The sequence below is a fragment of the Pseudomonas sp. PB105 genome (assembly GCF_009764655.1).
In the GTDB taxonomy this organism is placed as follows: Bacteria; Pseudomonadota; Gammaproteobacteria; order Pseudomonadales; family Pseudomonadaceae; genus Aquipseudomonas; species Aquipseudomonas cyclaminis.
Genome location: NZ_RWIO01000027.1, coordinates 1 through 14,568, shown reverse-complemented (window position 1 = coordinate 14,568; position 14,568 = coordinate 1). Strand labels below are relative to the sequence as shown.

Sequence of the window (14,568 nt, the reverse complement as noted above, 5' to 3'; positions counted from 1 at the left end):
ATGTATAAAGACTATCCGGCCGCTTATCAGGTCAGCAAAGGCTCGGCGTTGCAGGTCGATACGGCGTTTTACGAGCGTATTCGTGACCGGGCGGATCAGCGCACGTTGATCGAACAGTTTGAAGTGCCGATTCGCACGGGCAGGGCGTGGAAGGTGCCGGCCGGGCATGTGTTTCGTGTCACCACGCCGGTGGGGCCGCAGGTGGGTGACTTTAACGTATGGAATGCCAATGACCCTCGCGAACGTCTTTGGGCGGCGCGCACCCGCCAATTGCAGGGCGCTCATGTCAGCACCCATGACCGCTTGTGGTCGAATCTGCCGTTTTTGCGGCCTTTGGTTACGATCACTGATGACAGCCTGGCCGGCTACGGTATCGACGAGCACGGCGGGCGCTTGCATGACTTGCTGGGCACGCGTTGCGACCCTTACGTGAACCGCATGCTGACGGGGGAGGATTTCCACCACCACTGCCACTCCAACCTGACGCGTGCGGTGTTGCCCCACGGTCTGACGGAATTCGACGTGCATGACGTGTTGAATATTTTCCAGTGCACCGGTCTCAATCACGACGACATGTATTTCATGAAGGCGTGTCCTGCACAGAAGGGCGATTACCTGGAGTTTTTTGCCGAAATTGATTTGCTGTGTGCGCTGTCGACCTGCCCGGGTGGGGATTTGTCACTGCCGATGTGGGGCCCGGATGCGCAGGATCCACTGACGGTGTGTCGTCCGCTGGGTGTCGAGATCTATCAGTTGGAGGATGAGTTACTGAATGGCTGGAGCCAGCCAGAGCGTGCTGCCTACAAGGGGCAGCACGGGTTGCAGATTGCCAAGGCGGATTGGGAGTAATCGATCCTAGCGATCCTGTGAATCCTTGGCATCCGCCTGGGCGTTGCGTTCGGCCACGCGTTTGCGTTGCTCGTCGGTGAGCTCCACTTTGTTGGCGCTGTCTCGCAGCATCATCAGCCCCCCGACGATCGACCCGATCGCGACCACCATAATCAACCACGCATACCACGGCATAAGGCTCTCCTTGAGGCAGATTGCCGTGGGAGAATTTTCCCACGGCAATAGCTGCTTTGAGTAACGGGCTTTCTGAGTAGTTCAGTGTAGGCCCGTTCTGCCTCGTAAACCTTAGAGCCCGGTCAACATTGCATCTGCCGGCGCATCGGCACGGTCTTGCGCGGTCAGTTGGAAGTAGATGAAACCCACCGCCATAAAGCCCAGGAAGATCAACCCGATCAGCGTGTTGAACCACGCCATGGCCACCAGGCACACCACCGCCAATACCAACGCAATGCCTGGCACGATCGGATAACCCGGCGCGCGGAAGGTGCGTTCCAGCAGCGGTTCGGTCTTACGCAATTTGAACAGGCTGAGCATGCTCATGATGTACATGACGATCGCGCCGAACACCGCCATGGTGATCATCGCTGCAGTCAGGGTCATGCCGCCTAGGTTGATCAGGCCGTCGCTGTAGATAGCGGCGATGCCGACCACGCCGCCGGCGATGATCGCCCGGTGTGGTGTCTGAAAACGCGACAGTTTGGCGAGGAACGACGGCAGGTAGCCGGCGCGGGCCAAGGCGAAGAATTGGCGCGAGTAGCCCAGGATAATGCCGTGGAAGCTCGCCACCAGGCCGAACAGGCCGATCCACACCAGCATGTGCAACCAGCCGGAGCTTTCGCCGACCACGGTTTTCATGGCCTGTGGCAACGGGTCGTTGATGTTCGACAGGGTGCGCCAATCGCCCACGCCACCCGCGAAGAACATCACGCCCATGGCCAGGATCACCAGGGTCAGGATGCCGCTGATGTAGGCCTTTGGAATCGTGCGTTTCGGATCTTTCGCTTCTTCAGCCGCCATGGCTGCGCCTTCGATGGCGAGGAAGAACCAGATGGCGAAGGGAATCGCGGCAAACATGCCCGCAATTGCCGGAGCGCCAAACGTGTCGGAACCGGCCCAGCCGTTCAGGGCGAAGTTACTGAAGCTGAAGGCCGGCGCAACCACGCCCATAAACACCAGCAACTCGGCGACAGCGAGCACGCACACCACCAGTTCAAAGGTCGCGGCGAGCTTCACGCCAAGGATGTTCAAGCCCATGAACACGATATACGCACCGACGGCCGCGTGTTTGGGATCCAGCGCTGGAAACTGCACATTCAGATAAGCGCCGATGGCCAAGGCAATGGCAGGTGGCGCGAAGACAAATTCGATCAGTGTGGCAAGGCCGGCGATCAAACCGCCTTTCTCTCCAAACGCCCGACGGCTGTAGGCAAATGGCCCGCCAGCATGGGGAATTGCGGTGGTCAGCTCGGTGAAACTGAAGATAAAGCAGGTGTACATCGCGGCGACCATCAACGAGGTCACCAGAAAGCCCAAGGTCCCGGCCACGCCCCAGCCATAGCTCCAGCCGAAGTATTCCCCGGAGATCACCAGCCCGACGGCAATGCCCCATAAATGCAGGGTGCCTAGGGTGGGTTTGAGTTGTGTGTTCATTGTGTTGCTCCCTGAACGGTTTGGAATGATTCAAGGTGTTGCAGCGGCCATGCCAGCCTGAGAATCATTGTCGTAAAGGCGCGCAACTGTCGTCTGGGGGATGGTTTGGCGTTTGAAACTTTGCCTTGTTGCACCAGATAAGTGCGGGGGTGACTGGGAGGGCCTCATCGGGGGCAAGCCCCCTCCCACACTTGGCCCTGCATATACCGCTCAAAATGTGGGAGGGGGCTTGCCCCCGATGAGGCCCTACCAGCCACCACAGATCCCTCTGTAAACCCCGTATAAACCCACTCTTTACGCCGTCTTTACGCCCCGCCTGCACCCTCGCTCTCGTTCCTTTACACCACTCCTGCGGACAATTGCCCCACACGCGGCACTCGCCGCTGAACGGAGAGACTTCCATGAGCGTTCTGGACGGGGTGTCACTGCTATTGGCCGTGGCGCTGTTCATTTATCTGCTGGTTGCGCTGCTACGCGCGGATCGGAACTAGGAGCTGGCCATGCACAGTTATGACTATTGGCTGATCATTGCCTTCTTTGCCGTGGTACTGGTGCCGGCCCCCTTCCTGGGGCGGTTCTACTACAAGGTGATGGAGGGCAAGCGCACGTGGCTGACTCCGGTCCTGGGGCCTGTCGAAAAAGCCTGTTATCGCCTGTCGGGTGTCGACGCGCAGCAGGAGCAGAGCTGGCAGAAATACATGCTGGCCTTGCTCGCATTCAACCTCGCGGGTTTTCTGCTGCTTTTCGCGATCCTGGTGTTCCAGGACTATCTCCCACTCAACCCGCAGAAATTGCCGGGGCAAGAGTGGACGCTGGCCTTCAACACCGCGGTCAGTTTCATGACCAATACCAACTGGCAGTCCTACAGCGGCGAGGCGTCACTGAGCTACCTCAGCCAGATGGCCGGCCTGACCGTGCAGAACTTCGTCAGTGCGGCGACCGGTCTGGCAGTCCTGGTCGCTCTGTGCCGTGGGATCGGTCGCAAGTCGGCCCAGACATTGGGTAACTTCTGGGTTGATATGACCCGCGCTACCCTCTACGGCCTGTTGCCGCTGTGCCTGGTGCTGGCGTTGTTCCTGGTGTGGCAGGGCGTGCCACAGACTTTCGCCCATTACGTCGATGCCGTGACGCTGCAAGGCGTGGATCAGGTCATCCCCCTCGGCCCGGCGGCCAGTCAGATTGCGATCAAGCAACTGGGCACCAACGGTGGCGGCTTCTTCGGGGTCAACTCGGCGCATCCGTTTGAAGATCCGACCGCGTGGGCCAACCTGTTTGAGGTGGCGTCCATCATTCTGATCCCGGTGGCGCTGGTCTTCACCTTCGGTCACTACGTCAAAGACCTGCGCCAGAGCCGCGCGATCCTTGGCTGCATGCTGGCGTTGTTCCTGATCGGCGGCGCGACGTCTCTGTGGTCCGAGTACCAGCCCAATCCGACCCTGAACAACCCGGCCGTGGAGCAGACCGCACCGCTGGAAGGCAAGGAAACGCGCTTCGGTACCACCGGCACGGTGCTGTGGTCGGTGACCACTACCGCGGCGTCCAACGGTTCGGTCAACGGCATGCAGGACAGTCTCAGCCCCCTCAGCGGGATGGTGGCGCTGGTCAACATGATGGTCGGTGAGGTTATCTTCGGCGGCGTTGGCGCCGGCATGTACGGCATGTTGCTCAACGTGTTGATCGCGGTGTTCCTCGCCGGCTTGATGATCGGTCGCACCCCGGAATACCTCGGCAAGAAGCTACAGGCCAAGGAAGTGCAACTGCTCGTCGTGACCTTGTTGGTGATGCCGGTTGGCGTGCTCGTGCTCGGTGCCATTGCTGCCAGCCTGCCAGGCCCAGCCGGTGCCATCAGCAACCCTGGACCCCATGGCTTCAGCCAACTGCTCTACGCCTACACCTCAGCCAGTGCCAACAACGGCTCGGCGTTTGCTGGCTTCAGCGCCAACACGCCGTTCCATAACCTGATGCTCGGCCTGGGCATGTTGATCGGCCGCTTTGGCTACATCCTCCCGGTACTGGCCCTGGCCGGCAGCCTGGCGATGAAAAAGAGCGCACCGATGGGCCAGAACAGCTTCCCCACCCACGGCCCGCTGTTCGTGACCCTGTTGACCGTCACCATCTTGCTGGTAGGGGGCCTGACTTTCCTGCCGACGCTGGCGCTGGGTCCTATCGCCGAACACTTGAGCATGGGCTTCTGAGAAGGGATATGAACATGAATATGCCTGCAAAAAACGCGGCCCCGGTCAAACCCCAGGAGCCTGCCAAAACCGCCATCTCTGCTCTGTGGCGCCCGGCGCTGGTCCAGGCGTTCGTCAAGCTTGACCCGCGCCAGCTGAAGCGCTCGCCGGTGATGCTGGTGGTCGAATTGACTGCGATCCTCACCACGGTGCTGTGCTTCGTGCCCGACACCACCGTGCCGACTTTCGTTGCCGTGCAGATCGCCGTGTGGCTGTGGTTCACCGTGCTGTTTGCCAACTTCGCCGAAGCCTTGGCCGAAGGGCGCGGCAAGGCGCGCGCCGACAGCCTCAAGGCCGGTAGCGAAGGCCTCAGCGCACGGCGCAAGGAAGCCGATGGCAGCTTCAAGGTCGTGCCCGCCACCAGCCTGCGCAAAGGCGATGTGGTGCGCGTTGCCGCCGGGGAGATGATCCCCGGTGACGGCGAGGTGATCGAAGGCATCGCGGCGGTGAACGAAGCGGCGATCACTGGCGAATCCGCCCCGGTGATCCGCGAGTCCGGCGGCGACCGCTCGGCAGTCACCGGTAATACGCGGCTGGTCTCGGACTGGCTGCTGATCCGCATCACCGCCAACCCCGGCGAGTCGACCCTGGACCGCATGATCGCGTTGGTGGAAGGCGCCAAGCGCCAGAAGACTCCCAATGAAGTTGCGCTGGATATCCTGCTGATCGGCCTGACGCTGATCTTCCTGTTGGTGGTCGTGACGCTGCAGCCGTTCGCCCACTTCGCCAATGGCAGCTTGCCTTTGGTGTTTCTGGTCGCACTGCTGGTGACGCTGATTCCTACGACCATTGGCGGCTTGTTGTCGGCCATCGGCATCGCCGGCATGGACCGCCTGGTACGCCTCAATGTGATCGCCAAGTCCGGCCGTGCCGTGGAAGCCGCGGGTGACGTGCATGTGTTGCTGCTGGACAAGACCGGCACCATCACCTTTGGTAATCGCCGCTGCGCAGCGGTGGTCGCGGCGCCTGGCGTCAGCGGCCGCGAGGTGGCCGAAGGCGCGCTGTTTGCGTCCCTGGCGGACGACACGGCGGAAGGCAAATCCATCGTTGAATACCTGCGCGCCTTGCACCCTCAGGCTGAGCCTGCGCCGGACGAGTTGACCGCCGTGCCGTTCAGCGCCGAAACCCGGCTATCCGGCGTTGACTGCCAAGGCCGCGTGTATCGCAAAGGCGCAGTGGATTCGCTGCTGGCATTTATCGGCCAGCAGCGCCTTGACCTTGCACCTGCGTTGTCGCGGGAAATCGACAAGATCGCCCAAAGCGGCGGCACCCCGTTGCTGGTGTGCGCCGATGGCAAGTTGCTCGGTGCGATTCATCTTAAGGACGTGGTCAAGCCCGGCATCCGCGAACGTTTCGCCGAGTTGCGCAAATTGGGCATCCGCACCGTGATGGTTACCGGCGACAACCCGCTGACGGCTGCTGCGATTGCCGCCGAGGCGGGCGTAGATGATGTGCTGGCCGAAGCCACGCCAGAGAAAAAACTCGCACGTATCCGCCATGAGCAGAACGACGGTCGCCTGGTGGCCATGTGCGGCGACGGCGCCAACGATGCACCGGCACTGGCCCAGGCCGACGTGGGCATGGCCATGAACGACGGCACCCAGGCAGCGCGTGAAGCCGCCAACATGGTCGACCTCGACAGCGACCCCACCAAGCTGCTGGATGTGGTGCAGATCGGCAAGGAATTGCTGGTGACCCGTGGCGCGCTGACCACCTTTTCCATCGCCAACGACGTGGCCAAATACTTCGCGATTCTGCCTGCGCTGTTCGCCTCGATCTATCCGCAACTGGGTGTGCTCAACGTCATGCACCTGCAGAGTCCGCAGAGCGCGATTCTGTCGGCCATTGTGTTTAACGCGCTGATTATCGTGGTGTTGATCCCGCTGGCATTGCGCGGTGTGCGCGTACAGGCGGCGAGTGCAGCGGCGTTGCTGCGGCGCAACCTGTTGATCTATGGCGTGGGTGGGTTGCTGGTGCCATTCGTGGGCATCAAGGCCATCGACATGCTGCTGACCGCGCTGCACCTGGTTTGAACTGGCTACCTTGGTTTGCCGATTTATTGAGGATTTGACTATGACTAACATGATCCGTCCGGCCCTGAGCCTGCTGGTCCTCATGACCCTGATCACCGGTGTGGCCTACCCACTGGTGGTCACCGGCGTGGCGCAAGTGGCCTTCCCCGACCAGGCCAACGGCAGCCTGGTGCGCGACGCCGATGGCAAGGTGCGCGGCTCCAGCCTGATCGCCCAGGATTTTACCGGTGACAGCTGGTTCCACCCGCGCCCATCGGCGGGTGCTTTTGCGACCGTGTCGAGCAGCGCCAGTAACCTCGGCCCGAGTAACCCAGCGTTGGCTACCCGTGTATTCGATGACGCGAATAAACAGCGGGTGCCCAGTCAGGGTCCGGTGCCGTTGGCCTCTCTGACTACCTCTGGCAGCGGTCTTGATCCACACTTGCCACCTCAGGCGATTGCCTATCAACTGGCGCGGGTGGCGGCGGCGCGGAATGTGCCGGTGTCGACCTTGCAACGGCTGCTGGATGAGCACATCGAAAGCCCGTTGGTGGGGCCGCCGGTAGTGAATGTGCTGGCGCTGAACATGGCCCTGGAAAAGTTGTAGGCATTGAGACCACCGTCGAGGCAAGCCCCCTCCCACAGGGAAATGCATTCCAAATGTGGGAGTGGGCTTGCCCCCGATGGAGCCCTGAAAAACTTTATACAAACACCTGAAGGAACCCCCACGCATGAGCGACTCCGGCCGCGCCGACGCCCTGCTCGCCGATCTGCCCCGCAACGGCCGTGGCCGGCTCAAAGTTTTCCTCGGCGCCGCACCGGGCGTGGGCAAGACCTACGCCATGCTGCAGGCCGCCCACACCCAACTGCGCCAGGGCGTCAAGTTGGTCGCCGGCGTGGTGGAAACCCATGGCCGCGCCGAGACCGAAGCCTTGCTCAGCGGCCTGCCACAGCAACCGTTGCTGCGCAGCGAATACCGCGGCGTGATGCTCGAAGAAATGGACCTCGACGGCCTGCTCGCCACCAAACCCAAGCTGGTGCTGGTGGACGAACTGGCCCACAGCAACGCCCCGGGCAGCCGTCATGAGAAGCGCTGGCAAGACATTCAGGAACTGCTTGCCGCCGGCATCAACGTGTTTACCACGGTCAACGTCCAGCATCTGGAAAGCCTTAATGACCAAGTGCGCGGCATTACCGGCGTGCACGTGCGTGAAACCCTGCCCGACTGGGTGCTGCAAGAGGCCGACGAACTGCTGCTGATCGACCTGCCATCCCGCGAGCTGCTGGAGCGTCTGCGCGACGGCAAAGTCTACGTCCCGGAACAGGCCCGAGCGGCCATCGATGCGTTTTTCACCCAGACCAACCTGATGGCCCTGCGCGAGCTGGCGATGCAGACCGCCGCCGCCCACGTCGACGACGACTTGGCCCAGGGCTATCGCCAGCTTGGTCAGGCGGCACCGGCGGTGCGCGGTCGTTTGCTGGTGGGCGTGGACGGTGATGCCCAGGCTGAACGCCTGGTACGGCATGCGAGTCGGGTGGCACAGCGTCGGCACTTGCCGTGGAGCCTGGTGCATGTCGATAACGGCCGCGCACGGGATGAACAGTCGCGTCTGCGCCTGCAAAACGCCCAGCAATTGGCCGAGCGTCTCGGCGGCGAAGTCGTGTTGCTAAGGGCGGGGGAGGTGGCCAAAACGTTGATCCAGCACGCAGCCGAACGCCGCGCCAGCTTGGTGTTGGTCGGGCAGTCGCGGATGCGCTGGCGCCGTCGCCTGTTTGGTGGTGGCCTGGCGGCGCGTCTGTTACGCAATGCGCGGGGCCTGGAAATCAACGTGCTCGACAGCGACGACATTCCCGCACCGCCGCGTATGCCGCAGGTGCGCGGGCTGGTGTGGTTCGATTACGCCTTGGCGGTGTTCGCAACGCTGGTGGCTGCGGGCGTGGCCTGGGCGGTGTCCAGTGTGTTGCCGTTGCCGAATATCTCTTTGGTGTTCCTCGCCGCCGTCTTGCTGGTGGCGGTGCGCAGCAGCCTGGGGCCATCCCTGGTGTGCGCGGCGTTGTCATTTCTGACCTACGACTTCCTGTTTATTCCGCCGAATTTTTCCTTCTCCATCCAGCGCGAAGAAGATGTGCTGACCCTGCTGTTCTTCCTGCTGATGGCGGCGCTCACCGGCAACCTCGCGGCGCGCCAGCGTCGACAATTGCAGGCATTGCGCGACACTCAGGAAGAAACCAGCGAGCTGCTCGACCTGTCACGCAAACTCACGGCCGCCACCGATCGCCAGGCGGTGGTCAGCGCGGCGGCCCATCACCTGGAAGGCTGGAGCGATCTGGACCTGTGCCTGGTCAATCGCGACGGTCAGGGCGGCTGGAAGGTCGAGACCGGCGGCCCGCTGACCCTCAGCGAAGCCGAACGCGCCGCGGCCGACTGGGCCTGGCAACATGACCAGCCCGCTGGCATGGGCACCGGCACCTTGCCGTTTGGGCGCTGGTGGTGGTGGCCATTGTCGGGCGAGGAAGGTCCGCTGGGCTTGCTGGGTGTCAGTGCCAAACCGGGCCAGGCGTTGAGTGGTCAACGCCGCCGCCTGCTCACCGCGTTGAGCCAGCCGCTGGCCCAGGCCCTGGCCCGTGCGCAGTTGGCGCAGGAGCTTGAATCCGCACGTCTGCACGGCGAAACCGAGCAACTGCGCAGCGCCTTGCTCGCGTCGGTGTCCCATGATCTGCGCACGCCGCTGACGTCCATGCGCGGCAGTATCGACAGCCTGTTGGCGTTGGGTGAAGCCATCCCCTTGGAGGACCGTCGCGAATTACTCGAAGGCACGCGCGATGAAGCCGAGCGCCTCGATCGTTATATCCAGAACCTGCTGGACATGACGCGCCTGGGCCATGGCGCGCTCAAGCTGGCGCGGGATTGGGTGTCGCCGGGCGATATCGTCGGCAGTGCTCTCGGCCGTTTACGTGCGGTGCTGGCGCCGTTGCAGGTAAGCACCGAGGTGCCGCCTGAGCTGCCATTGCTGTATGTGCATGCGGCCTTGATCGAGCAGGCGCTGGTCAATGTGCTGGAGAACGCCGCACGCTTTTCACCTCTTCAGGGACGCTTGCAATTGAGTGCCGGGGTGTCGGATAACCAACTGTTTTTCGCGGTGGCCGATGAGGGGCCGGGTATTCCCGAAGACGAGCGTGCGAAAATTTTCGATATGTTCTACACCGCCGCACGCGGTGATCGGGGCGGGCAGGGCACCGGCCTCGGCTTGGCGATCTGCCAGGGCATGGTCGGGGCGCACGGAGGGCATATCCGCGTGGCCGAGGGCATTGAAGGGCGCGGCACCTGTATCACCTTGTTTTTGCCATTGCCGACACAGCCTGGCCTGGAGCCTGAGTCGTGAGCTACCCTCCTTTCTCCACGGATTTTGATGGAACACCATGAGCCAGACCGCGACGATTTTGGTCATTGATGACGAACCACAGATCCGCAAGTTCTTGCGCATCAGCCTGGCCTCCCAGGGCTACAAAGTGATCGAGGCTGGTACCGGTAACGAAGGCCTGGCCCAGGCGGCATTGAGCAAGCCGGACTTGCTGGTGCTCGACCTCGGCCTGCCGGACATGGACGGCCAGCAAGTGCTGCGGGAGTTTCGTGAGTGGTCGACGGTGCCGGTATTGGTGCTGTCGGTGCGCGCCAGCGAAGGGCAAAAGGTCGAAGCCCTCGACGGTGGCGCCAATGACTATGTGACCAAGCCTTTTGGTATCCAGGAATTTCTCGCCAGGATTCGCGCGCTGCTGCGCCAGGCACCTGCAGGCGAAGCGCAGGAAGCAGCATTGAGTTTCGGCCCGCTGACGGTCGATCTGGCCTATCGCCGCGTACTGCTGGACGGCGCTGAAGTGGCGCTGACCCGTAAGGAATATGCCGTGCTGGCGCAGTTGGCACGGCATCCAGGGCGGGTGATTACTCAGCAGCAATTGCTCAAGGATATCTGGGGGCCGACCCATACCGAGGACAGTCACTATCTGAGGATTGTGGTGGGCCATCTGCGCCAGAAACTGGCGGATGATCCGACTCAGCCACGTTTTATCGTGACCGAGGCGGGGGTGGGGTATCGGTTGTTGGGGGCTTGAGCCTGAAGAGGTTTGTTATCTGATCCACCGTCGTCGCGGGCAACAGCGAAGTACTCAGGACTGCTCACTCTCATACCGGTCCAACGTGTCACTGGCTATTTCCCGGCCCAACGCGATCAACTCCGGCGCCTTGTAGAACTCGAAAAACCTGCACACCCGCTTCGGCACGTTGATCAACACGTCCGGCGGATAGCCTGCAATCTTGTATTGGGCCAATGACGTCTGCATCACCTCGAAACTCTGGTTGATCAGGTCCAGCAACGACGCTGGCCCCACATTATCGATGATGAACGATCCAGTGGCGGACTTCGGTGCGCCGGGTTTTTCCGGTGCGGCGGCGGGTTGTTGGGACTCGGGTTCAGCCGAATCCAGCCACGGGTTGATCTCGGCCGCCTGGGCCTGCAAGGCTTCCTGCTCCAGCTTCATCAACTGCTCGGCCTGCTTGCGGCGAAACGGCAGGTGCGAGCCCAGTGATTTCGCCAGGCTGTTGAAGCGGCTCTTGAAGGCCGGCGGCCGCTGGATCACCGGCAAGTGGTAGTGCTTCTGGTTGGTGGCGTTGAGGTTGACTGCGATGATCAAGTCGCAATGGCTCGACACCACCGGCACGATGGGCAGCGGGTTGAGCAGGCCGCCGTCCACCAGCATGCGGTTGCCTTGCATCACGGGGGTGAACAGGCTGGGAATTGCCGCCGAGGCGCGCATGGCCTGGTGCAGGCAGCCTTCCTGGAACCAGATTTCCTGCTGGTTGGTGAGGTCGGTGGCCACGGCTGTGTAGGGGATGCGCAGCTCTTCGATATTGATCTCGCCGACGATCTTGCGGATCTGGCCGAAGACCTTCTCGCCACGAATCGCACCGAGGCGAAAACTAACGTCCACTAGGCGCAGCACGTCGAGGTAGTCAAGGCTTTCAATCCAGTTTCGATACTCGTCCAGCTTGCCTGCGGCATAGATTCCACCCACCACCGCGCCCATGGAGCAGCCGGCAATACAGGCAATGTCATAGCCGCGTCGTTCGATTTCTTCGATCACTCCGATATGGGCATAACCCCGGGCTCCGCCCGAGCCCAGCACCAAGGCAACACGTTTTTTCATGGTCCATATCCTTTGATCGGCAGGTAGCCACAATGCACCCATTGAGGGGGCGGCTTCAATCTTCGCTAAGCGGCGTAATATTTTTCCAGAGTAGCGACTAGGCTCGGGTATGCTCTGGCAATAGGTACTATCGATTTCAGGCTAAGGACAAGGCACTTTTTGTTGTAGGTAACGTCTACAACCGTACGACTGTTTTTCTTTATTTTGAGGTGTCATCGATGAAAGCCTGGATGTGTGTGCCTGTGATTCTGTTGGCCCTGGCCGGTTGTGCCGGCAAAACCGCTTACCGCGACAGTTGCGGTGCGCAATTGGACGCCGCGTGGAAAGAGCTCGACCTGGCCAAGGCCGAAGGCTTCGCCGGTACCGTCAGCTATTCCAAGGCGTTGTCCCTGTTGACCGGTGCCAAGACTCAGCAGCAGTTTGAAGCGTTTGAAGGCTGCTCCAACAAGGCTGAAAAGGCACGGTTCTATATTCGTGAGTCGCGCGCCGGGCGTTGAGCCGTCGGCAGAAAGTAGGATTTTTCATCAAGAAGTGAGGGCAGGATGTCAGCGTTGGTCGATCAGTTAGTCGCTCAGGTCATTGGCCTGGAAGTAGGGTTACTGAGCTGCCAGGCTCGCCTCGCTGCCGTCACCGACGACGAAGCGCTGCATGACTTGCGCACCACGGTGCGGCGCCTGCGTAGTCTGTTGCGGCCCTTGCGCGGGTTGCCGGGCGTCGAACAGCTTGAGCTGGCCGCCAGCAGTGTCGGCCAATTGACCACCCCGCTGCGTGATCGTGAGGTGCTGGCCGCCTATCTGCACCAGCATGGTCATCACGACGCGGCGGATCGGCGTCTGCGCCTGCAGCCCGATGCTTATCGGCACGTAGCCCAAAGTCCGGAATTGGCGCACTTGCTGCAGATTCTGGATGCCTTCCCACGCTTTATTCGCGCCTCCCAGCATCAGAAATTGCTCAAGGGCGTGCGCTCGCGGATCGAGAAGCGCCTGGCCAAGCAATGGCATACCCTCGGTGAAGCCCTCAAGGATCCTGGCCATGATCGCCACCGTCTGCGGCTGTTGATCAAGCGCGTGCGTTATGCCGCCGAGGCCTATCCCGAATTGGACAAGTTGCCCGCCAACGCCATGTCGCGCCTGAAGAAAGCCCAAGGTGCCCTGGGCGATTGGCACGACTGCTGGCAGTGGCTGGCCCAAGCTGAACACCAGGCCGATCTGCAACCCTGTGTGGCGGTATGGCACAAAACCATGGCCAAAGCCGAGGGGCAGGCGGATCGGGTGCTGGATAAGCTCAGCTCCGATTGTTTCTGAATCGGTCCGGCTTTTGGCCGGAATAGGCGCTGTACGTCACCCCCACGATGGTTAAGATCCCTCATCTGTTTCCTTTGACCTGAGGTCGCCATGCGCTTTAGTGACTTGCTCGACGCTGCCCGTAGCCACCCGCTGGATGTCACCATTCCTGCTGAATGGGCACAAGGTCGCGCGACGTTTGGCGGCTTGGTTGCCGCTTTGCAATACGAAGCCCTGCGCGCCCAGGTGCCTGCGGATCGACCGTTGCGCTCGTTGGCAATCACCTTCGTTGGCCCGGTGGCGCCCGATGTCTCTGCCAGCTATCAAGTCGAAGTGTTGCGCGAAGGCAAGGCGGTCAGCCAATTGCTCGGCCGTGTCATGCAGAACGGTGAAGTGGCGACGCTGGTACAGGCCAGTTTCGGCGCTTCCCGTGAATCAGTCATTGATGTGGCAAGCGAAGCACCGCCGGTGTTCAAACACTGGGACGAGTGCCAGGAGTTGCCCTACATCAAAGGCGTCACGCCTGAGTTCATGCGGCACCTGGCGATGCGCTGGAGCGTTGGCGGCCTGCCATTTACCGGCAATAAATCCCGCGACATGGGCGGCTGGGTTCGCTTGCGTGGGGATGTGAAAGAAGAGCCGCTGACCGAAGCGCACATCCTCGCCCTGGTCGACGCCTGGCCCCCGGCCTTGCTCCCGCACCTGAAAAAACCGGCGCCGGGCAGCACCCTGACCTGGACCATCGAGTTCATCCAACCATTGCAGGATCTGACAACCCTCGATTGGTGCCAGTACTACGTCAACATCGAACACGCCTGCGACGGCTACGGCCACGCTGCGGCAGCACTGTGGAGCCCCTCCGGCGAATTGATCGCGATCAGCCGCCAGACCGTTGTAGTGTTCGCCTAAGCATCAGTGCCGATGGCGCTGCCGCCAGGCGCGCCACCAGCCACCGCTCAACACAAAGCGCGGAAAAGTCACGAACTGCTCGACCACCAGGCGCTGCACGGCATCGTTGCGATCACTGAACGGCTCACTCGCCTGGGCTTCCAGACTATGACCATGACGCTGCAAACCCAGGCCGGCCAGGATGCCCACCACGCCAATGGCGAAACTGGCCAGGCTCAGGCTGAACACCCCGGAAACGATCAACAGAAACCCGACGATAAACAGTGGCACGGCGATCAGGTGCAAGGCCAGGTTGGTGGGGTGCTGGTGATTCTGCGGGTAGTTACGCCATTGCCAGGCGGGGAGATTGGGGTGCCGTTTGCCCATGATGGTGAGTCCTCTGTCCGTTGAAATAACTTGGATGGAGTTTAGGCGGGGGTGGGCGGGTGG

The 14,568-nt window shown here is 61.7% G+C and carries 14 protein-coding genes; 10 read left to right on the top strand and 4 right to left on the bottom strand.

Annotated features, from left to right (window positions below):
- A complete protein-coding gene (locus EJD88_RS04870; protein WP_099587316.1) occupies window positions 1-849 on the top strand; it encodes a DUF1989 domain-containing protein in 849 nt (282 codons plus the stop codon).
- Between the two features lie 6 nt (window positions 850-855).
- Here the strand turns inward: EJD88_RS04870 and EJD88_RS04865 are convergent, their stop codons facing one another.
- Window positions 856-1,023, bottom strand: coding sequence for a DUF2897 family protein (locus EJD88_RS04865; protein WP_081797766.1), 168 nt, complete (start codon window positions 1,021-1,023; stop codon window positions 856-858).
- A gap of 111 nt (window positions 1,024-1,134) precedes the next feature.
- The gene (gene eat, locus EJD88_RS04860) at window positions 1,135-2,499 is read right to left on the bottom strand and encodes an ethanolamine permease (RefSeq protein ID WP_095184207.1); all 1,365 of its coding nucleotides are present in this window, start codon (window positions 2,497-2,499) and stop codon (window positions 1,135-1,137) included.
- Between the two features lie 401 nt (window positions 2,500-2,900).
- Between eat and kdpF the strand changes: the two genes are divergently transcribed.
- The 6 genes from kdpF to EJD88_RS04830 all read left to right on the top strand — a co-directional run bounded on the left by kdpF (window position 2,901) and on the right by EJD88_RS04830 (window position 10,855).
- Window positions 2,901-2,990, top strand: coding sequence for a K(+)-transporting ATPase subunit F (gene kdpF / locus EJD88_RS04855; RefSeq protein WP_003218754.1), 90 nt, complete (start codon window positions 2,901-2,903; stop codon window positions 2,988-2,990).
- A gap of 9 nt (window positions 2,991-2,999) precedes the next feature.
- Complete coding sequence (gene kdpA, locus EJD88_RS04850) at window positions 3,000-4,694, top strand: potassium-transporting ATPase subunit KdpA (RefSeq protein ID WP_158877018.1); 1,695 nt, start codon at window positions 3,000-3,002, stop codon at window positions 4,692-4,694.
- Between the two features lie 14 nt (window positions 4,695-4,708).
- Complete coding sequence (gene kdpB, locus EJD88_RS04845; protein WP_177411516.1) at window positions 4,709-6,766, top strand: potassium-transporting ATPase subunit KdpB; 2,058 nt, start codon at window positions 4,709-4,711, stop codon at window positions 6,764-6,766.
- Between the two features lie 40 nt (window positions 6,767-6,806).
- Window positions 6,807-7,352: a potassium-transporting ATPase subunit KdpC gene (gene kdpC / locus EJD88_RS04840; protein WP_099587312.1), complete on the top strand. Its 546-nt coding sequence runs from the start codon at window positions 6,807-6,809 to the stop codon at window positions 7,350-7,352.
- Window positions 7,353-7,476: 124 nt separating this feature from the next.
- Window positions 7,477-10,128, top strand: coding sequence for a sensor histidine kinase KdpD (locus tag EJD88_RS04835; protein ID WP_158877016.1), 2,652 nt, complete (start codon window positions 7,477-7,479; stop codon window positions 10,126-10,128).
- Window positions 10,129-10,165: 37 nt separating this feature from the next.
- On the top strand, window positions 10,166-10,855 hold the full coding sequence (locus tag EJD88_RS04830; RefSeq protein ID WP_158877014.1) for a response regulator: 690 nt from the start codon (window positions 10,166-10,168) through the stop codon (window positions 10,853-10,855).
- 54 nt (window positions 10,856-10,909) lie between these two features.
- On the opposite strand, the gene EJD88_RS04825 is transcribed toward EJD88_RS04830, so the two are convergent.
- The gene (locus tag EJD88_RS04825; RefSeq protein ID WP_112194209.1) at window positions 10,910-11,947 is read right to left on the bottom strand and encodes a patatin-like phospholipase family protein; all 1,038 of its coding nucleotides are present in this window, start codon (window positions 11,945-11,947) and stop codon (window positions 10,910-10,912) included.
- A 218-nt stretch (window positions 11,948-12,165) separates the two neighbouring features.
- Here EJD88_RS04825 and EJD88_RS04820 point away from each other — a divergent pair, with 218 nt between their 5' ends.
- The 3 genes from EJD88_RS04820 (at window position 12,166) to EJD88_RS04810 (ending at window position 14,139) form a co-directional block, all read left to right on the top strand.
- Entirely contained in the window at window positions 12,166-12,444 is a 279-nt protein-coding gene (locus tag EJD88_RS04820; protein WP_032888964.1) for a hypothetical protein, read from the top strand.
- Window positions 12,445-12,489: 45 nt separating this feature from the next.
- Window positions 12,490-13,251 (top strand): CHAD domain-containing protein, encoded by a 762-nt coding sequence (locus tag EJD88_RS04815; RefSeq protein ID WP_099587309.1) that lies wholly within the window; start codon window positions 12,490-12,492, stop codon window positions 13,249-13,251.
- 90 nt (window positions 13,252-13,341) lie between these two features.
- Entirely contained in the window at window positions 13,342-14,139 is a 798-nt protein-coding gene (locus EJD88_RS04810; protein ID WP_158877012.1) for an acyl-CoA thioesterase II, read from the top strand.
- A 3-nt stretch (window positions 14,140-14,142) separates the two neighbouring features.
- Here the strand turns inward: EJD88_RS04810 and EJD88_RS04805 are convergent, their stop codons facing one another.
- Entirely contained in the window at window positions 14,143-14,505 is a 363-nt protein-coding gene (locus tag EJD88_RS04805; RefSeq protein ID WP_112194215.1) for an Mpo1-like protein, read from the bottom strand.
- Between the last annotated feature and the right edge of the window lie 63 nt (window positions 14,506-14,568).